This is a genomic window from Streptomyces sp. NPDC001750 (assembly GCF_042892615.1).
GTDB lineage: Bacteria > Actinomycetota > Actinomycetes > Streptomycetales > Streptomycetaceae > Streptomyces.
In genome coordinates this window covers 52,285-69,762 of record NZ_JBIAUE010000016.1, presented here as the reverse complement: position 1 = coordinate 69,762, position 17,478 = coordinate 52,285, and the positions used below count along the sequence as shown (strand labels likewise).

Annotated in this window: 15 protein-coding genes and 1 tRNA gene; 5 read left to right on the top strand and 11 right to left on the bottom strand. The window is 72.6% G+C overall.

Annotation, left to right across the window (positions count from 1 at the left end; all coding sequences use genetic code 11):
• The first annotated feature begins 344 nt into the window (after positions 1 to 344).
• From sph to ACFYY6_RS23685, 5 genes are all read left to right on the top strand, one after another.
• Positions 345 to 1,325 carry a sphingomyelin phosphodiesterase gene (gene sph / locus ACFYY6_RS23705; RefSeq protein WP_351630376.1) on the top strand — a complete coding sequence of 327 codons (981 nt, stop codon included), beginning with the start codon at positions 345 to 347 and terminating at the stop codon, positions 1,323 to 1,325.
• Between the two features lie 277 nt (positions 1,326 to 1,602).
• Positions 1,603 to 2,331: a response regulator transcription factor gene (locus tag ACFYY6_RS23700; RefSeq protein WP_351522449.1), complete on the top strand. Its 729-nt coding sequence runs from the start codon at positions 1,603 to 1,605 to the stop codon at positions 2,329 to 2,331.
• Positions 2,318 to 4,378, top strand: a complete 2,061-nt coding sequence (locus ACFYY6_RS23695; RefSeq protein WP_389194985.1) for a sensor histidine kinase — start codon at positions 2,318 to 2,320, stop codon at positions 4,376 to 4,378. Before ACFYY6_RS23700 ends, ACFYY6_RS23695 begins: the two co-directional genes overlap by 14 nt.
• A 161-nt stretch (positions 4,379 to 4,539) precedes the next feature.
• Positions 4,540 to 4,923, top strand: a complete 384-nt coding sequence (locus tag ACFYY6_RS23690) for a sortase-dependent protein (protein WP_351630380.1) — start codon at positions 4,540 to 4,542, stop codon at positions 4,921 to 4,923.
• A gap of 255 nt (positions 4,924 to 5,178) precedes the next feature.
• Positions 5,179 to 5,832 carry a class F sortase gene (locus tag ACFYY6_RS23685; RefSeq protein ID WP_389194982.1) on the top strand — a complete coding sequence of 218 codons (654 nt, stop codon included), beginning with the start codon at positions 5,179 to 5,181 and terminating at the stop codon, positions 5,830 to 5,832.
• Positions 5,833 to 6,264: 432 nt separating this feature from the next.
• Here the strand turns inward: ACFYY6_RS23685 and ACFYY6_RS23680 are convergent, their stop codons facing one another.
• The 11 genes from ACFYY6_RS23680 to ACFYY6_RS23630 all read right to left on the bottom strand — a co-directional run bounded on the left by ACFYY6_RS23680 (position 6,265) and on the right by ACFYY6_RS23630 (position 17,420).
• Positions 6,265 to 7,104, bottom strand: a complete 840-nt coding sequence (locus ACFYY6_RS23680; protein ID WP_389194979.1) for a RimK family alpha-L-glutamate ligase — start codon at positions 7,102 to 7,104, stop codon at positions 6,265 to 6,267.
• Complete coding sequence (locus ACFYY6_RS23675; protein ID WP_389194975.1) at positions 7,101 to 8,048, bottom strand: RimK family alpha-L-glutamate ligase; 948 nt, start codon at positions 8,046 to 8,048, stop codon at positions 7,101 to 7,103. Before ACFYY6_RS23675 ends, ACFYY6_RS23680 begins: the two co-directional genes overlap by 4 nt.
• Before the next feature lie 439 nt (positions 8,049 to 8,487).
• Positions 8,488 to 8,575: transfer RNA gene (locus tag ACFYY6_RS23670), tRNA-Leu, on the bottom strand.
• Positions 8,576 to 8,833: 258 nt separating this feature from the next.
• Entirely contained in the window at positions 8,834 to 9,904 is a 1,071-nt protein-coding gene (locus ACFYY6_RS23665) for a sugar phosphate isomerase/epimerase (protein ID WP_351523416.1), read from the bottom strand.
• A gap of 30 nt (positions 9,905 to 9,934) precedes the next feature.
• A complete protein-coding gene (locus ACFYY6_RS23660; protein WP_386609048.1) occupies positions 9,935 to 11,338 on the bottom strand; it encodes an alkaline phosphatase family protein in 1,404 nt (467 codons plus the stop codon).
• Complete coding sequence (eboE, locus tag ACFYY6_RS23655; RefSeq protein ID WP_351630396.1) at positions 11,335 to 12,513, bottom strand: metabolite traffic protein EboE; 1,179 nt, start codon at positions 12,511 to 12,513, stop codon at positions 11,335 to 11,337. Before eboE ends, ACFYY6_RS23660 begins: the two co-directional genes overlap by 4 nt.
• Positions 12,514 to 12,517: 4 nt before the next feature.
• Positions 12,518 to 13,366, bottom strand: a complete 849-nt coding sequence (locus ACFYY6_RS23650) for a TatD family hydrolase (protein ID WP_351523410.1) — start codon at positions 13,364 to 13,366, stop codon at positions 12,518 to 12,520.
• Positions 13,366 to 14,007: an EboA domain-containing protein gene (locus ACFYY6_RS23645; RefSeq protein WP_389194970.1), complete on the bottom strand. Its 642-nt coding sequence runs from the start codon at positions 14,005 to 14,007 to the stop codon at positions 13,366 to 13,368. Before ACFYY6_RS23645 ends, ACFYY6_RS23650 begins: the two co-directional genes overlap by 1 nt.
• Positions 14,008 to 14,143: 136 nt before the next feature.
• Positions 14,144 to 15,001 (bottom strand): sugar phosphate isomerase/epimerase family protein, encoded by an 858-nt coding sequence (locus ACFYY6_RS23640; RefSeq protein ID WP_351523406.1) that lies wholly within the window; start codon positions 14,999 to 15,001, stop codon positions 14,144 to 14,146.
• Positions 14,998 to 16,305 (bottom strand): UbiA family prenyltransferase, encoded by a 1,308-nt coding sequence (locus tag ACFYY6_RS23635; RefSeq protein ID WP_389194967.1) that lies wholly within the window; start codon positions 16,303 to 16,305, stop codon positions 14,998 to 15,000. Before ACFYY6_RS23635 ends, ACFYY6_RS23640 begins: the two co-directional genes overlap by 4 nt.
• Complete coding sequence (locus tag ACFYY6_RS23630) at positions 16,302 to 17,420, bottom strand: inositol-3-phosphate synthase (RefSeq protein WP_389194964.1); 1,119 nt, start codon at positions 17,418 to 17,420, stop codon at positions 16,302 to 16,304. Before ACFYY6_RS23630 ends, ACFYY6_RS23635 begins: the two co-directional genes overlap by 4 nt.
• Between the last annotated feature and the right edge of the window lie 58 nt (positions 17,421 to 17,478).

Here is a 17,478-nt window from a genome sequence, read left to right as displayed (position 1 = left end):
ACCGCCGCCGCCACCGTGCGGACCAACGTTAGCGTCACGCGGCCCGGTATCTCCCGCAGAGCGCGCGGTGTTCGCCCCCTTCGACGCGCATCGGCCGTGCGCGCGTCCGAGCAGGACCGCCCCGGGGCGCCCGGAGGCCGGCCCCGTACGGATGGGGCCGGAACACTCCTCGGACGGTCCGTCGCAGCCGTTCACGCTCCGCCCGCCCGGCACTCCAGCACGCCCCCCGTTCATTCGTGGTGCTGCGGCAAGACTCCCGGCATCCACTGTCTACCCACGGGTAACTCGCCCTGCTTTGATGGGCGACGGCAACGTCCCACCCTCATTCCGCTCCGGGAGACCCCGTGCCGCACTCCACCCCCCGCCGCGCCTCCGGCGCGGCTCTGGCCACCGCACTCGCCGCGGTCGCGCTCGCCGCGAACGTCCCGCAGGCGTCGGCGGCGGACACCCCGTCCCTGCGCGTCCTCACGTACAACGCGTTCGTCTTCAGCAAGACCCTCTACCCCAACTGGGGGCAGGACCACCGGGCCGCGGAAATACCCAGGGCCTCCTTCTTCCAGGGCAATGACGTGGTGGTGCTCCAGGAGGCGTTCGACAACTCGGCCTCCGACGCCCTGCTGCGCAATACATCCGCCCAGTACCCGTACCAGACCCCCGTGGTGGGGCGGAGCAAGAGCGGCTGGGACGCGACCGGCGGGGCGTACTCGGCCGTCACTCCGGAGGACGGCGGCGTCACGGTGCTGAGCAAGTGGCCCGTCGTCCGCAAGGAGCAGTACATCTACAAGGACGCCTGCGGCAGCGACTGGTGGTCCAACAAGGGCTTCGCCTACGTCGAGTTGAACGTCAACGGCACCCCGGTGCACGTCGTCGGCACGCACACGCAGTCGACCGATCCCGGCTGCGGGGCGGGCGAGGCGGCCGCGAAGCGCAGTCTGCAGTTCAAGGAGATCGACGCCTTCCTCGACGCGAAGAACATCCCCGCGTCCGAACAGGTCGTCGTGGCCGGGGACTTCAACGTCGACTCGCACTCCTCCGAGTACGCGTCCATGCTCTCCGACGCGGGACTGACCGCCGCCGACGCCCGTACCGGCCACCCGTACTCGTTCGACACCCGGGACAACTCCGTCGCCGCCGACCGCTACCCGGACGACCCGCGCGAGGACCTCGATCACGTGCTGCACCGCGCCGGGCACGCCAAGCCGTCCGGGTGGACCAACGACGTGATCAAGGAGCGGAGCGCGCCCTGGACGGTGACCAGCTGGGGCAGGAGCTACACGTACACCAACCTGTCCGATCACTACCCGGTGGTCGCGTCCGCGCGCTGACGCCCCGGGGCGGCGCACGGGGTCACGAGGGCCGGGCGGCGCCGAGGCGGGTCGCGCGCCGCCGTCGCGCCGGGCCGCGGACGTAGCCCCGGATCGACCGGTCCTCCGGTCCGCACCCGTGAGGCGTCCGTCGGCTCCCGGTCACGGTCGCGGTCCCGCGCCGTTTCGTGAGCCGGAGTCCCGGCCGCCGCGACCGGGTCCACCGGTCCGCGGACCGGGACCGTACTCGGACGAGAGCCCCGCGGGAGGCCGTCGGGGCTCGTCTACGATCGTCCGCGTGTGCGCAAACGTCATGGTCGCCGAGGACGACGAGAAGCAGGCGGAGCTCATACGCCGCTATCTCGAACACGAGGGGCACTCGGTCCGGGTCGTCGCGGACGGGCTCGCCGCCCTCGCCGAGGTCCGGCACCGGGAGCCCGATCTGCTGGTGCTCGACGTGATGATGCCGCGGGCGGACGGCCTGGACGTGGTGCGCGTACTGCGCGCCGAGCACCGGGAGGTGCCGGTGCTGATGCTGACGGCCCGCAGCACCGAGGACGACCTCCTGCTGGGGCTGGACCTCGGCGCGGACGACTACATGACGAAGCCCTACAGCCCGCGCGAACTGATGGCGCGGGTGCGGACCCTGCTGCGGCGCAGCCGGCGCGGGGCGGCGGCCGTCGACACCGCCGCGGATCAGGTGCTACGGGTGGGTGCGCTGACGGTCGATCCGGTCCGGCACGAGGTGTCGGTGGAGGGTCGGTCCGTGGAGTGCACCCGTGGCGAGTTCAGGATCCTCGCCGCCATGGCGGCCGAGCCGGAACGGGTCTTCTCCCGGCAGCGGCTCCTGGAGGAACTGCACGGCTTCGACCGGTACATCAGCTTCCGGACCGTCGACGTGCACATCATGAACCTGAGGAAGAAGATCGAGCCCGTACCGCGCAGGCCCGCCCGGCTGCTCACGGTCTTCGGGGTGGGCTACAAGCTGACCGACCCGGCGAGGGGGGCCTCGCGTGCGCCGTCGTAACCCGGGCCGCGGCGCGAGCGTCCGTGGCCCAAAGGAGGCCCGACGTCGCGTCCGGCCGGACCGGCTGCCGCTCCGCAAGAGCCTGTTCGGCCGTCTGCTGGCCGTATCGGCGCTGGTGGCGGCCTGTTCGGTGGCCGCGACCGCGTGGCTGGCGGTGCAGACCACGTCCGGCGCCATCAAGCAGGAGCAGGGGCGCAACCTCACCGCCGACGCCAGGATCTACAACACCCTTCTCGGATACGCGGCCACCCACCCGACGTGGGACGGCGTCGAGGCCACCGTGCGCGACCTGGCACGGCGGTCCGGTCGGCGGATCGCGCTCACGACGGAACAGCGCGGGCTCCTCGCGGACTCCGCCACGGCGCCGTCCCGGCCCGCGCTGCCGCCCCAGGCATCGGCGGTCGTCGACCCGCTCTCCGTGGACACGGCCCTGTCCCAGCCGGTGGGCGAGGCGGGCAGCGCGGCCGACCGGATCGATCCGCGCGCGGTCGGCCCGTTCCGGCTGCCGGCGTCCGAACGCACCGTTCTGCAGCGGGCCGCCGAGCGCAGCACGGCCTGTATGAGCCGGCTCGGGGTCGCGGCGGACGTGGTACGGGGGCCCAGCGGACGCCCGCGCGTGAAGGTGGTCGGCAACGACTCGGACGAGGCCCACGGCACGCGGTGCGCGGCCGAGGAACTGGACCGGCCGACCGCAACCGAGCGGAAGGCGCTGACGGCGCTCAACCGGCTCGCCAACGCCTGTCTGGTACGGCAGGGCCGCGAGGGCGTGCGGCTCAACCTGGACCTGACGTGGGCGCAGCCGTCCGAACCGCCCCTGATCGTCCTGTCCACGGAGGCGCCCGTCCCCGTTCCGGGCGTGCGTACCGGCGACGACGACCGCGCCACGGCCTCCTGTGTGGGCACGGCCCGTCGCGAGCAGCTCAGTTCCCATGTCGCCTCGCCCGCGATGCTGTTCATCGGCGACGCGAATGACACGACCGTGCCCGGTTTCGCGCTCTCCCCGTCGAACACCGCGAAGATCGCGGGCGCCGCCGCCCTCGTCCTGGCGCTCACGGTCGGCGCGACGATGCTCGCGGGTGCCCGGCTCGTGAGCCCGCTGCGGGCCCTCACCGGCGCCGCGCAGCGGATGCGGGACGGGCAGGAGTCCGCACCCGTGCGGGTCACCGACGACAGCGAGATCGGGCGGCTCGCCGCGGCCTTCAACGACATGTCCGCCCACCGGGCCCGCCTGGAGGAACAGCGCAAGGACATGGTCAGCGACGTCGCCCATGAACTGCGGACCCCGCTGAGCAATATCCGGGGCTGGCTGGAGGCGGCGCAGGACGGACTGGCGGAGCCCGATCCGGCGTTCATCGCCTCGCTGCACACGGAGGCCGTGCAGTTGCAGCACATCATCGACGACCTCCAGGACCTGGCAGCCGCCGACGCGGGCGTGCTGCGGCTGCACCCCGAGCCGGTGCGCATCGAAGACGTACTGGAACAGGTCGCCGCGGCCCATCAGGGCCGGGCCGAGACCGCCGGGGTCGTGCTGGCGGTCCGTGACACGGCCGCGGACGCCCCGGTCCCCGGGCTGACGGCCGACCCGGTGCGACTGCGGCAGGCCATCGGCAACCTGGTCTCCAACGCGGTGCGTCACACCCCGGAGGGCGGGCGGGTGACCTTGCACGCGTACGTGTCGGAGGCCGGGGACCAGGTGGTGGTGGACGTCGTCGACACGGGCAGCGGCATCGCGGCCGGTGATCTGCCACATGTCTTCGACCGTTTCTGGCGCGCCGAGAAGTCCCGCAACCGCCGCACCGGGGGCAGCGGGCTGGGCCTGGCGATCGTACGGAAGCTCGTCGAGGCGCACGGCGGAGCGGTGGACGCGAGCAGCGTCGAGGGGCAGGGCTCGGTGTTCACACTGCGGCTGCCGACCGATCCCACGGACGCGGAGGCGGAGGCGGACGCGGGCATGGAGGGGCGCACGAACACGGACACGGATGCCGGCGCGGGAACGGAGCCCGAGCCGGAGGGAGGGACGCACGGGGCCGGGGGCCCGGCGCGGTGACAGGGATCGACGGGCCGGACGACGCGCGGCGGACCTGATGCGATGGCCACACCGGTCTGACAGCTTCCTCACAACTCCACGCCAGCCTGTCGTCATGCCCCGGTGCCGGTGCGGACCCGCACCCGGCAACGCCGGGGCCGATACGGAATGGAGTCCACTGCATGCGCCATCGCTCGACCCTGCGTACCGCCGTCCTCGCCGCCGTCGCGGCCGGTGCGGTACTCGTCCCGTCCGCCGCCGCCTTCGCCGACTCTTCGGCACCGGTGGCCTCGCCGTCCGCCTCGACCACCGGGAAGGGCACGCCCGAGAGCCCCGTCCTCATCAAGGACGGGGCCAAGCCCGTCCCCAGGATCAACCTCGGGGAGTCCTCGCCGGCGCCCCGCGGTGCCGTGCCCCGTGGCGGGGTCGCCGCGGGTGAGCGGCCGGTCGCCGCCTCCGAGGACAACACCACCGTCCTCGCCGGGTCGGCCGCGGCCGCCCTTCTGGTGGCGGGAGCGGGCACGCTCGTGCTGCGCCGCCGCGCCGCCGCGCAGCCGGGCCGCTGATCCACTGAGCGGACCGGCACACGGCGGTCCCGGACCGTCGGGACCATAGGAAGCCCGTCGGTCCGGTACGAACCGCCGAGGTGGGCGTCGCGTACGGCAGCCACCGCGCGGGCGTACGACCGCGCACGACGACCGCCGAGCGCTCTGGCGCCGCCCCGGCCCACACATCCGGTGGCGCCGCCCCGTCCCGGACGGGGCGGCGCCCACTCCCCCTTCCCGCCGTCCTGCCTCCCCGTCACCCGCCCTGGAGCCCCCATGTTCCGTGCCCTCGTGCCGCTCCGGCGCGCCATGCTTCCGGCGCTCGTCTGTCTCGCTCTCGCCAGCTGCTCCTCGGGCGGTGCGGACGCCCCGTCAACCGCCCGCGACGGCGGCGATGCCGCGTACCCCGCCACGGCCCCGGGAGCGGCCGGCTCCGCCGGGAACACGGGATCCGAGAACACGAACACCCCCGGTCGGACGGACACCGCCGCCCGCCCCATCCACCTGAGCATCCCTTCGATCGGCGTGGACAGTGACGTGATGCGGCTCGGACTCAACACGGACGGCACCGTGGAGGTACCGCCCGCCGAGAAGGGCATGACCGTCGGCTGGTACACCGGCAACCCCGCCCCGGGCGAGCGCGGCGCCGCCGTTCTCATCGGGCACAACGACACCCGCTTCGGAAAGGCCGTCTTCCACGACCTGAAGAAGATTGCCAAGGGCGCGGACATCGCGGTCCGCAACGACCGCGGCGCGGAACTCCACTTCCGGGTCACCGGCACCGAGACCGTCGGCAAGAAGGCGTTCCCGACCAAGAAGGTCTACGGCGCCACCGACGAGCGCGCCCTGCGCCTCATCACCTGCGACGGCGCCTTCGACGCCGAGGGCCACCCCGTCGACAATCTCATCGTGTACGCCACCCGGAGCTGACGACGGCCGCGCCGCCCCCCGGGGGGTTCGCCGGATCGTTGGTCGCGCGGCGGGTCGCACCACTGCCCGGACATGAGGAGGACCCCACATGAAGTGAGGTCTTCACTGGGGTGGCGGCCAACCGACACAATCCTGCGACCAGCGACTTCTCCTTGGTGTCGAGGCTGCCGTTCCCCTGTTCGACACCGGTTCGTCGATCTTCGGCACCACCGCGCACAACAACGAGGACCGGTGTCCTGGACCAAGAAGAGCGAGCTGGGGAGCGACGGCTGGGGCGGTATGCAACGCCCGCCCCAGCCCCGTGCGCCGCCGATGAGGTGTGCACCGGCCGAGCGTGGCGGTGGAAGGGCCCTTTCCGACGGCTCGCCACAGCGAGTGGGAGCGTCAAGCGAGCGCAGCCCTCGGCGAGTTCCTGCTGGAGGCCGGGGCGTGTCAGACCTCGTAGGCGGGAAGGCCGGGCCGGGGGCGTCGCAGTGCCAGGGCTGCCAGCGCCGCAGGGGCGCCCTTCGGTCCGCGGATGCCCGGGAAGGCGTTGATGTCGACGACGACGGGCGCTCCCTCGCGGTCCAGCACGTCGACACCGTAGACATCCAGGCCGAAGACCTCTCCCGTGTGGAGGGCGAGTCGGGTCCAGGACTGCGGCAGGTCACGGACCAGTGGCGCGGACTGCGCACCGTCCGGCGGAGCGCCCACGGGTGCGGGGCGCACCCCAGCGAACACCTCGCCCGCGATCACCCAAAGCTTGTGGTCCCAGCCGCTGTTCGCGACGAACTCCTGTAGGACGACGGGCTCGTCGGACCACTTGACGGCAAGGTCCCGGAGTTCGGCCGGCCCGTCCACGCGGGCGACGAGGTCCGCGCGCCGGCTGTGGCGGCTCTTGACCATGAGCGGATAGCCGCTCTCCGGCCGCTCCGCTCCGTGGAGGGCTTCCGACAGCGCGTCCAGGGTCCTCGTCCCGGGCATCGGCAGGCCGGCGCCTTCCGCCACGGCGGCGGTCCGGCTCCTGTCCTGGCACAGCTCCGTCGCGGCGGCGGAGTTCACCACCCGGGCGCCGTGTGCCTCGAGGAATCGGGCCAGCACGAGTGCCCGGGGGGTATGGGCCTTGAGGAGGTAGACGTCGGCGAGATCGTCCGGGGTCACCAGTTCCGACGGGGATCCGGTTCCGGTGTCCGGGTTCAGGAACGTCACCCGGTGCCCGGCCTCGATCAGTGCCGAAGAGGCTGCGGCGAGCAGCGGATGATCCGGCTTGTCGGTCAGCAGACACACCCTCATATCTGCGTGGCCCCCGGTACGGCTGCCAGCATGTCCGCTTCGGGGCCGGGGACGGGGTGCGGATGAGGCAGTCCATGGGGAATCCGCGGCTGCGCGGGTATGCGCGGAGCAGGGGCGAGCACGCCCGTCCTGGTGGCGCCGCCCGTCCTGGCCAGGTCGAGGACGGCTCCGGCCAACCGGGACACGGCGTCGGGTACCTGGCGGAAGCTCGGGAAGTCGTTGATGTCGACGATCACGGGGCCGTCGGGGCCGAGCACCACGTCGACGCCGTACAGATCGAGGCCGAAGACCGCTCCCACCTTCGCCGCCGCTGCGGCCACCTCGGCGGGCAGGGGGACGGCTCCCTCGTCGAGCGGCCCGTCCGGGTGGAGCGGGGAGCGGCGCAAGGTCGCGTGGAATTCGCCCGCGAGACAGTAGACCTTCAGGTCGGAGCCGGAGTTGGACACGTAGGGCTGCGCGATGAGTTGGCGCTCCCCCGCCTGCTCCGTCTCCGCCAGCCGCCCGGGGTCCGACACGAGCCGCACCCCGCGCCCCGAGCTCCCGTCGGCGGGCTTGACCACCAGGGGGAAGAGCTCCTCGGGAACATCTGCGAACAGCGTGGCCCTCGGTGCCGAATAAGTCACCGGAACCGGCAGCCCGTGCTGTCGCGCGATGACCGATGTGAGGACCTTGTCGCGCACTGCGCGGATCGACCGCGCATCGTTCACCGTGGTCAGGCCCACAGCCGCCGCGGCTTCCAGCACGGTGAGCCCGGGGCCGCCGGACACGGTCTTGAGCACCCAGGCGTCATGGGTCCCCGCCCGCACCTCTTCCGAGATCCGCAGTAGTGAGCCGCCGGGGCACACCACGTCCACCTGGTGTCCCCACGACTTCAGTCGCTGGACCACGTCAAGCGGCATGCTGTCATGCCGGTACAGCTCTTCGACGAGGAAGCAGAGCTTCATCCCAATACCCCTCGGTGCCCCATGACTGAGGGCACGACGATGCCTTGCGATGCTCTTCCGAACACCGCCAAAGGGGCAACGCTACGTCACACTCAAGCCAAAGCAACCGCCACCGGGTGTTACTGATGGTGCGTTACCTCATCCAAACAGATCTCCGTCGGGCGCGGCCACGGACTGGACGGCTTTGCACCGACGGAGCCCGTCGCGGGGCACAGAATAGGAATCTGTCCTGAGGGGCCGACATCGTGGCACGCACGGGCCTACGCGCGGGCGCGCCCGAGCACGAGAGGGATGGCTCAGGCGAGAGGGGCCAGCGGCACTGTCGAGGGTTCACCGGGATCCGCACCGTCTGCATCAGCGCATACACAGAACAACAACAAAGCTGCTCAAGGCGACATTCTGTCGCTTTGAGCAGCTTCATTTGGTCGGTTGACCCTGATGGTGTCCGAGGGGGGACTTGAACCCCCACGCCCGATAAAGGGCACTAGCACCTCAAGCTAGCGCGTCTGCCATTCCGCCACCCGGACCAGGTGGTCGACCCCGGTTTCCCGCGGCGACATGGAAAACAATACCAGGGGTTCAGGGTCCCTCTCACCCACGTTTCCGGTGGTCAGTGCCGTGCGGTGGCTTCCCGGGGCCCCTGTGCGCACCGTCGCGCCGCCGACCGGACGCACCGCATCCGTACGCATGCGCACGGTGACAAGCGCGGGGATGTGCCGGCCCGTGGGCGCCGGGGCTCCTCCCTCGGCGTCGGAGCGACGGAGGAGCCCCGGCACGCGCGGCGGTCAGCAGCCCTTTCGGCGCAGGGAGTGAAGGTGGGCGGCCGAGCGGCGGGCCGTGGTGAAGGAGTCGATGATCGGGTGGTCGTGCTCCACCTGCCAGTGGTGGTCGCGGCGGCCTGATGGGGTCCCCCCTGCTCGAGCGGAGCCGAGAGCTTGGGGAAGGGGCCTGGTGACGGCGTCCAGGAACCGCTGGTAGTCGATGTCGCCGTCACCGACGTCCACCATGCGGTAGCCGTCGCGGGCGGCCTCGTCGTGCTCGCCGTCCTTCACGTGGAAGAGCGGGTAGCGGCCGGGCTGCTTCAGTACGTAGCCCAACGGGTCGAAGGGGGCGGGAGTGCCGTCCGGCCGCTTGCCGAACCGGAACCGGCCGACATGGGCCCAGTAGATGTCCATCTCCAGGAAGACCAGGTCGGGGTCGGTCTCGGCGAGCAGGACGTCGTACAGGCGGACGTCCGGCCGGTCGGTGGCGAAGGAGAACTCCTCGGCGTGGTTGTGCTGGTAGAACTTCATTCCGCGCGCTCTGGCCGCCGCCCCGTAGGTGTTGAAGTCCTCGGCGGCGCGCTTCCAGGCGTCGACCGTCGATCCGTAGCGGAAGGGGCCGGAGGCGGTGCCTATGTGGGTGAGGCCGAGTGCCTGGGCGTCGTCGAGGACCTTGGTGAGGTTCTGCGCGAAGGTGTAGGCCTTCGGGTTGTTGTCGTCGTGGTAGCCGACGTGGCTGCCTATGCCGCGCAGCCCGTAATCGTGGGCGAGCCTCCTCAGCTGCGCGAGGGTGATGGCGCCGGCCGAGCCCTGGGTGTAGCCGGCGTACTCGACCTCGTCGTAGCCGTACGCCGCCAGTTCGGCGAAGACCTTGGCGAAACCGAGGGTCGCCACCTTGTCGCGGAGCGTGTAGAGCTGGATTCCGAGGCGGCCGGGCGGCATCAGCGGATCGGCGTGGGGTTTGTCGAGGGCGGCGGCGCCCGGAGCGCCGGCGCCGAGCAGTGCGGCGGCGGTGGCTCCGGCGGCGACGCCGAGCACGGAACGTCTGCCGAGTCTGCGGGCGAGTTCGGGATCGGCGGGGGTACGGCGGCTCATGCGGGAACTCCTTCGCGGGACGGGGGGTCGTCAGTGCAGTCCGGCAAGTTCGAGGAGCAGGGACTTCACTTCGGTGGCGCGGACGGGTCCGGTGAACGCGTGGGGGGTGGAGCACAGGATGAGCGGTCCTTCTTCGTCGCTCATGGGAAGGCGGCCGTGGCTGCCTCGAACAGGTGACGGGTCCAGGGGCACGACCGCCATGCGGTAGCGCATGCCGAGTTTCTTGCGGGCGACGGCGGTCGCGGCTCTGATCCGGACGTACGGGTCCTGGGGGTCGAGGAAGAGCTCGACGGGGTCGTAGCCGGGTTTGCGATGGATCTCGACGAGTTGCGCGAAGTCGGGCGCGCGGACGTCGTCGAACCAGTAGTAGTAGGTGAACCAGGCGTCCGGGTCCGCGACGGCGACCAGTTCCCCGGAACGGGGATGGTCCAGGCCGTTGGCCTTCTTGCCCTCGTCGTCGAGGAGCCGCTCGACGCCCGGGAGGTCCTGGAGGGCTTCGCGGGTCGCCGCGAGGTCTTCGGGGCGGCGTACGTAGACGTGTGCGATCTGGTGATCGGCCACGGCGAAGGCGCGCGAGGCCATCGGGTCGAGGTATTCCATGCCGTCCTGGGTGTGGACCTCCAGGAGTCCGGCGCGGCGCAGGGCCCGGTTGATGTCGACGGGCCGGTCGACGCGGGTGATGCCGTACTCGGAGAGGACGACGACGGTGCGGCCCTCGCGTCGCGCGTCGTCCAGGAGCGGCGCAATGGCCCGGTCGAGTTCGGCCGCGGCCAGATGGGCGCGGGGATCGTCGGGGCCGTGGCGCTGGAGGTCGTAGTCGAGATGCGGAAGGTAACAGAGCGCCAGGTCGGGGCGGCGGGTGTCGAGGATGTACCGGGTCGCGTCGATGATCCACCGGGAGGAGACGAGGTCCGCGCCGGGGCCCCAGAAGTGGAAGAGCGGGAACGTGCCGAATCTGTCCGTGAGTTCGTCGTGCAGGGAGGGCGGCCGGGTGTAGCAGTCGGGTTCCTTGCGGCCGTCCGCGTAGTAGACGGGGCGGGGGGTGACGGTGATGTCGGTATCGGCGCCCATCGCGTACCACCAGCAGATGTTGGCGACGGTGTAGCCGGGGTGGGCGCGGCGGGCGGCGTCCCAGAGTTTGTCCCCGGCGACCAGCCCGTTGTGCTGGCGCCAGAGCAGGATGTCGCCGAGTTCGCGGAAGTACCAGCCGTTGGCGACGATGCCGTGCTCGGCGGGAGCGGTTCCGGTGAGGAAGGTGGACTGGGCGGCGCAGGTGACCGCGGGGAGCACGGTGCCGAGCGGGGCGCTGGTGCCCGAGCCTCCCAGGGCCTTGAGGCGGGGCATGTGATCGAGGAGGCGCGGGGTGAGCCCGACGACGTCGATGACGAGGAGAGGGGTGGGCGCGGCGGTGCGGGGTGTCTCGGCTGAGGTCATGGGAGTTCCTTGAGGCCGAGGTCGGACAGGAGGTCGCGGGCGAGGGTGAGTTCGGCGGCGATGCCGTCGGTGAGCTGGGCGCGGGATCGGGGGCGCAGGGCGGCCGGGAGCGCCTGCCAGGTGTAGGTCTCGACCTCCAGGTGGGCGGTGAGGGGGCGCGGGCCTCCGACCAGTCGGGTCAGTGCGGAGCGGAGCACGGGAAGGGTGGAGGTGAGAGGGGGCGTGGGCGGTGCGTGGAGGGGGACGTGGAAGTGGGCACGCCATGGTGTGCGGTCGGGCAGGGCCGGGCCGGTGAGGGCTTCGTCGAGGTCGTCGGTGCCGTGCAGGGCTCCGGTGGCGGCTCGGGTGCGGGTCTGGTGGAGGAAGCGGGGTTCGGCGAAGGCCGCGAGCGCGGAGCGCACCTCGGGGAGGTGGGGGTGTTCGGCGTGCAGTGCGGCGGAGAGCTGGGCCTTGGCGACACGGATGCCCGCGGCGTCGAGTGCGTCGACGGCGGTCTCGGGGTCCTCGAAGGAGGTGGCCAGGTGGCAGGTGTCGACGCAGATGCCGATACGCGGATGCCCGATGGCCGCGAGGGGTGTGTGGGCGTCGGCGGTGGTCTCGATCGTGCAGCCCGGTTCGGGTTCGAGGCCGATGCGGATGGACTTGCCGGTCAGTTCGGCGAGGGCGTCGAGGCGTTCCCCGAGGGTGGTGAGGGCGGTGTGGGCGAGACCGGCGGCCTCGGGGTCGGACGCGAAGGGGGTGCGCCAGGCGATGGGGAGGGTGGAGATGGTTCCCTCGGTGACGTTGTCGGGGAGGAGCCCGGCGAGGAGGCGGGCGAGGGCGGTGGTGTGGGCGAGCCGTTCGGGGTCGGTCCAGTCGGGCCGGTACACCCGGTACTTGACCTCGTCGGCGCCGAAGCCCCGGTACGGGAAACCGTTGAGGGTGACGACCTCCAGTCCTCGGCGGTCGAGTTCGGCGCGCAGGGACCGCAGTTCGGACGGGTCGTCGGTCAGGGCGCGGGCGGCGTCCCGGGCGAGCCAGAGGCCGATGCCGAGGCGGTCGCGGCCGAGCCGGCGCCGGACGGGTTCGCAGTGGTCGCGCAGTTGGGCGCGCACGCCGTCGAGGGTTTCGGCGGGGTGGACGTTGGTGCAGTACGCGAGGTGGACGGTGGAGCCGTCGGGGTGGCGGAAGCGCATCGCCTCACTCCCCGCCGCGCAGGATGGAGTTGCCCTCGTGGAGGGCCGGCGGGGCGGCGGTGTCGAGCCGGAGGCGGCCGCTCTGCCCGTAGAAGGCGACGGGGTTGCGCCAGAGCACCTGGTCGACGTCGTCCTCGCCGAACCCGGCGGCGAGCATCGCGTCGCCCACCTTGCGGGTCTTGAGGGGGTCGCTCCTCCCCCAGTCTGCGGCCGAGTTGACGAGGATCCTCCCGGTGCCGTGGGACCGGAGGATCGCGATCATGCGGTCCTCGTCCATCTTGGTGTCGGGATAGATGGAGAAGCCGGCCCAGCAGCCGCTGTTCAGGGCGTCCTTGACGGTCGTCTCGTTGAGGTGGTCGAGCAGGACCCGTTCCGCAGGGAGGTGGGACTCGCGGATGACGTCGAGGGTGCGGTGCAGCCCCGCGAGCTTGTCGCGGTGCGGGGTGTGCACGAGGGCGGGCAGGTCGTGGTCGGCGGCGAGCTGGAGCTGGGCGGCGAGGGCGGTGTCCTCGGCGGGGGTCATGGAGTCGTAGCCGATCTCGCCGACGGCGACGACCGAGTCCTTGACGAGGTAGCGGGGCAGGGCGTCCAGGACGGGGGTGCAGCGGGGGTCGTTCGCCTCCTTGGGGTTGAGGGCGAGCGTGCAGTGGTGGGCGATGCCGTACTGGGCCGCGCGGAAGGGCTCCCAGCCGAGCAGGGCGTCGAAGTAGTCGAGGAAGCTGGCGGGCGAGGTGCGGGGCTGGCCGAGCCAGAAGGAGGGCTCCACGAGGGCGCGGACGCCCGCGTCGTGCATCGCCCGGTAGTCGTCCGTGGTGCGGGAGGTCATGTGGATGTGGGGGTCGAAGATGCGCATCAGGACTCCTGCGTGGGGGTGGTGAGGCCGAGAACGCGGGTGAGACCGGCGGGGACGTCACGGCCGGCCGCGATGCGTTCGGCGGCGAAGTCGCCCAGCATGCGGGCGAGTTCGGCGTCCCCACGGGAGCGGCGGTCCAGCCGGGCCACGGCGTCCACGGGGACGCCGGTGAAGAGACACTTGAGGACGGCGTGGCGCCAGTTGTGCGCGTCGAGGTGGGTGGCGGCGTACGGGCCGACGGCCGCGGCGATCAGCCGGGTGTCGTTGGTGCGCAGGGCGTCCTCGACGAGCGGGAGGGCGGTGGGTCCGAGGTCCAGCAGATGAAGGGCGCGCAGGACGGCGCGCCGCTCGGCCGCGGTGCCCTGTTCGTAGAGCCGGGTGACGACGGGCAGGGCGGCGTGGGCCTCGACGAGCAGCAGGGCGCGTACGGAGTCGGCGTGCTCCGGTCCGCAGCTCCGGCCGGCGGCGGCGTACCGCAGCTCCCACGGGGGTGCGCCGTACGGTCCGACGGGCTGCTCGGCGTCCTCGTGGGCGGCGGCGTGCTCCGCCTCGGCGAGGGCCTCGTCGAGCCAGGCGCGCGCGGCCCCGCCGAGCCGGGCGCCCAGTTCCTCGCGGGCCAGCAGCGGGGCCGGGAGCGACATCGTCTCCGACACTTTCACGGCCGGCGGGACCGCCGGGGAGGTGTGGTCCGTCGGGCTCGTCGGATCCGTCGGGTTCGTTGCATCCCTCGGGTTCATCGGGGGGGTCGTCGGCATGGCATTGCTCCCTTCGGCGGTGTCAGCGGCTCGACCGGCCGTGTGCGCGGAGGAACTCGATGGATGTGCGGGCGAGTTCGGGACCGGCATGGGAGTGGCGGGGCAGTTCGACGACGGTGAGACCGCGGTATCCGGCGTCCGGGAGAACGTCGAGCGCGTCGAGCACGGGCGGGAAGTCGATCTCGCCCTCGCCGAACGGGAGGTGTTCGTGGACGCCCCGTCGCATGTCCTCGATCTGGACGTGCCGCAGCCAGGGAGCGGCTTCGCGGACGCAGTCGGCGGGTGGGACGGTTTCCAGGCACTGGCAGTGGCCGATGTCGAGGGTGAGTCCGAGCGGTTCCGGATCGCCGGTGAGGGCACGGAGGTGGTGGAAGTCGTCGAGGGCGGCGAGGAGGTGCCCGGGTTCCGGTTCGATCGCGAGGGGGATGCCGCGCCGGTCGGCGGCGTCCAGGACGGGAGCGAGGGAGGCGGCGAGGCGCCGCCAGGCGGTGTCGGGGGCGGTGCCCAGCGGCATGGTGCCGCTGAAGCAGTGGACCGCGTGGGCGCCGAGGTCGGCGGCGACGTCGACGGCCCGGACGAGCAGCCGGGTGCGGGCCTCGCGGGCGCCGGGATCCGGATCGAGGAGGGAGGGGCCGTGCTTGCGGCGGGGGTCGAGGACGTAGCGGGCGCCGGTCTCGACGGTGACGCCGAGGCCGAGTTCCTGGAGCCTGGCCGCCACCCGCCGGGTACGTGCGGCGAGTTCCGGGGCGAGCGGGTCGAGGTGCATGTGGTCGAGGGTCAGGCCGACACCGTCGTATCCGAGGTCGGCGAGGAGTGCGAGGGCGTCGTCGAGGCGAAGGTCGGTGAGCCCGTTGGTGCCGTAGCCGAAACGGATCGTCATGTGGGGTTCACCTTCCGGGCGAGGGCGCGGGCGAGTGGGACGAGCCCCATGACGGCCATGCCCGTGCCGGTCGCCCCGGCGCGTACGGCGAGAGCCGCCTGGAGCGGGATCGCCGCGCGGATACCGGCTCCCACGGCACGTTGGGTGAGCGGTGGGGACGGGTTGAGGGCCGCGTGCAGGAGGGGGCCGGTGGCGGTGCGGAGATACGCCCCGGTGAGTGCGGTGAGGAGAAGACGGGTGGCGGGCGCCGGGGGCGGGGACGGGCGGTGCGGTCGCTGCCGTTGGGCCGGGCCTCGCGCGGTGAACGGGAGCGGGTTCGTGGCCCGCCCGGCACGCGGGACAGGGACCACGGCCCCTGGCTGTTCGCATGGGTCGCACCGCTCTCGCAGGATCGTGGCGCCGAGTGCCGCCGTGGTCACGAGCGCGGCGAGGGGGACGGCGGTGGAGCCGCCCCGTGCCTCGTGCCGGGAGACGGCGGTGACGGCGTAGGTGTGCACCCCGAGCAGTCCGGCGGCCGGGAGGGCAGCCCGTACGGAACCACCGACGCCCGTGAAGCCGCCGACACGTACGGAACCACCGGCCCGTACAGGACCGCCGGCCCGCGCGAAGCCACCGACACGTACGAAGCCACCGGCCTGCGCGAAATCACCGGCCCGTACGGGACCACCGGCCCCGGCACGGCCACCGGCCCGTACGGATCCACCGCCCCGGACGAAGCCGCCGGAACGCGGTGCCGCGGGCCCGCTCGTGACCGCGCCGCTGTCCGCGTTCGGGCCGGAGCACGGTCGTGAGCCGGCGCGTGCGCCCGTACCGGTACCGGCCGAACGCCGCCTCTGCTCTGTCGTACCCGGTGTCGCGGTGGCCGTGGCGGCGGCTCCCAGCAGCAGGTCGAGGGCGCGTGCCGCTGCCATCGCCGCCGGTCCGGCCGGGGTGTGCTTGAGCCGGAGGTCGTATGCCCAGACGGTCGCCGCCAGTCCCGTGGCGACCACGAGGGCGGGGCGGCCGGCCCGGGCCGCGAGTCCGAGTCCGGCGGCCGTCAGCGCCCCCGCCGCCGCAAGGGCCGCACCGGGGGCGACGCGCCCCGAGGGTAGGGGGCGGTGCGGGCGGTCGACGGCGTCCTCCTCGCGGTCGGCCCAGTCGTTGAGCGCCATACCCGCCTCGTACAGGCAGAGGGAGGCGCCCACGGCGAGCGCGGTGCCCCGGCCGGGACTCCGTCCGGTGGCCGCCGCCCCGGCGAGCGCGTCACCGGGGACGGTGAACAGCGCCGACACTCGTAGCAGTTCCGCCCAGGCGCGGGCGCTCACCGCGGCCCCCGCAGGGTGTCGGCGAAGGCGAGCAGGCGTCCGTACTGCTCGAACAGCGCGGCGGGTCCGTCGTCCGGGTCCTTGAAGTAGAAGCCGAGCCCGGGCAGTGGTCCGGTCAGCCCTCTTTCGTGGGCACGCGCCACCAGTCTCGCGAGGTCCAGGACCAGTGGTGCGGCGAGTGCGGAGTCGCAGCCCTGCCAGGTGGTCTGGAGCACCATGCGGGTCCCGAGGAATCCGTCGAACGCGATGTGGTCCCAGGCCGTCTTCCAGTCCCCCAGCGCCGGTACGTCGTCGATGTGGACCTCGCCCTCCGGTGCGGTGCCCAGGACATCGGCGAGGACACGTTCCTTGCCCGCGTTCTTCGCCTCGGCCGCGCCCGGGTCGGCGAGTGCCGCGCCGTCCCCGCCGCCGAGCAGGTTGGTGCCCGACCAGGCCCGTACGGACAGGGCGCGTTGCACGAACATCGGAGCGAGCACGGAGCGGAGCAACGTCTGGCCGGTCTTGCCGTCGCGGCCCGTGTGCGGGAGTCCGCAGTCCGCGACGGCGTCCCGGAGGGCGGGGTGGCGCAGTCCGGTGGAGGGGGTGAAGTTGACGTACGGACAGCCGGCCCGGAGCGCGGCGGCGGCGTAGAGCGAACTGGCGGGCAGCCGCGGGTCAGCGGGGTCCGGGACGGGCTCCGTGGAGGCGACGTTGATCACGACCGTTGTGGCCAGGCCGTTGCGGCGGCCGAAGTCCTCGAGGTCGGCGGCGAGGGCGGTGACGAGTTCCTCGTCGCCGCGGGTGTCGCCCGGCAGGGGGCCGCCGGGACGTATCTCCTTGTCCGCCCGGGCGAGTGCGTCGTGGACCGCCGCCGGGAGTCCGTGCGGCAGCACTCCCCCGGCGGCCAGCGCCTCGGCCCGCTCGGGCAGCGGGCGGTCGGCGGTGTCGTGTCCGCCGAAGACGAGCGAGCCGAGGGCGGGAAGGCCGCTGCCGGCGAACGGTGGAGTCTCGGTGACCATGCCGATCGCCGGGTGGAGCCCCGCCGCGACCGCGGCGTGGCCCGCCACGGCCGTGGTGGCGACGGAACCGCGTGCTCCGACGAACCAGACTCCGGTACGTACGGCGGGTGCTGACACGGGCTGCCTCCCTTGTCGGGGTCCTGGCTGGGCCGGGCGGAGCGCGCTGTACAACAAA

What these genes read in the sequence shown, in the direction of transcription:
- ACFYY6_RS23690 (WP_351630380.1), top strand. Translation starts at nt 4,540, where the DNA reads ATGCGCCATCGCTCGACCCTGCGTACCGCCGTCCTCGCCGCCGTCGCG.
- ACFYY6_RS23685 (WP_389194982.1), top strand. Translation starts at nt 5,179, where the DNA reads ATGTTCCGTGCCCTCGTGCCGCTCCGGCGCGCCATGCTTCCGGCGCTC.
- ACFYY6_RS23680 (WP_389194979.1), bottom strand. Translation starts at nt 7,104, where the DNA reads ATGAGGGTGTGTCTGCTGACCGACAAGCCGGATCATCCGCTGCTCGCC.
- ACFYY6_RS23675 (WP_389194975.1), bottom strand. Translation starts at nt 8,048, where the DNA reads ATGAAGCTCTGCTTCCTCGTCGAAGAGCTGTACCGGCATGACAGCATG.
- ACFYY6_RS23665 (WP_351523416.1), bottom strand. Translation starts at nt 9,904, where the DNA reads ATGAGCCGCCGTACCCCCGCCGATCCCGAACTCGCCCGCAGACTCGGC.
- ACFYY6_RS23660 (WP_386609048.1), bottom strand. Translation starts at nt 11,338, where the DNA reads ATGACCTCAGCCGAGACACCCCGCACCGCCGCGCCCACCCCTCTCCTC.
- eboE (WP_351630396.1), bottom strand. Translation starts at nt 12,513, where the DNA reads ATGCGCTTCCGCCACCCCGACGGCTCCACCGTCCACCTCGCGTACTGC.
- ACFYY6_RS23650 (WP_351523410.1), bottom strand. Translation starts at nt 13,366, where the DNA reads ATGCGCATCTTCGACCCCCACATCCACATGACCTCCCGCACCACGGAC.
- ACFYY6_RS23645 (WP_389194970.1), bottom strand. Translation starts at nt 14,007, where the DNA reads ATGTCGCTCCCGGCCCCGCTGCTGGCCCGCGAGGAACTGGGCGCCCGG.
- ACFYY6_RS23640 (WP_351523406.1), bottom strand. Translation starts at nt 15,001, where the DNA reads ATGACGATCCGTTTCGGCTACGGCACCAACGGGCTCACCGACCTTCGC.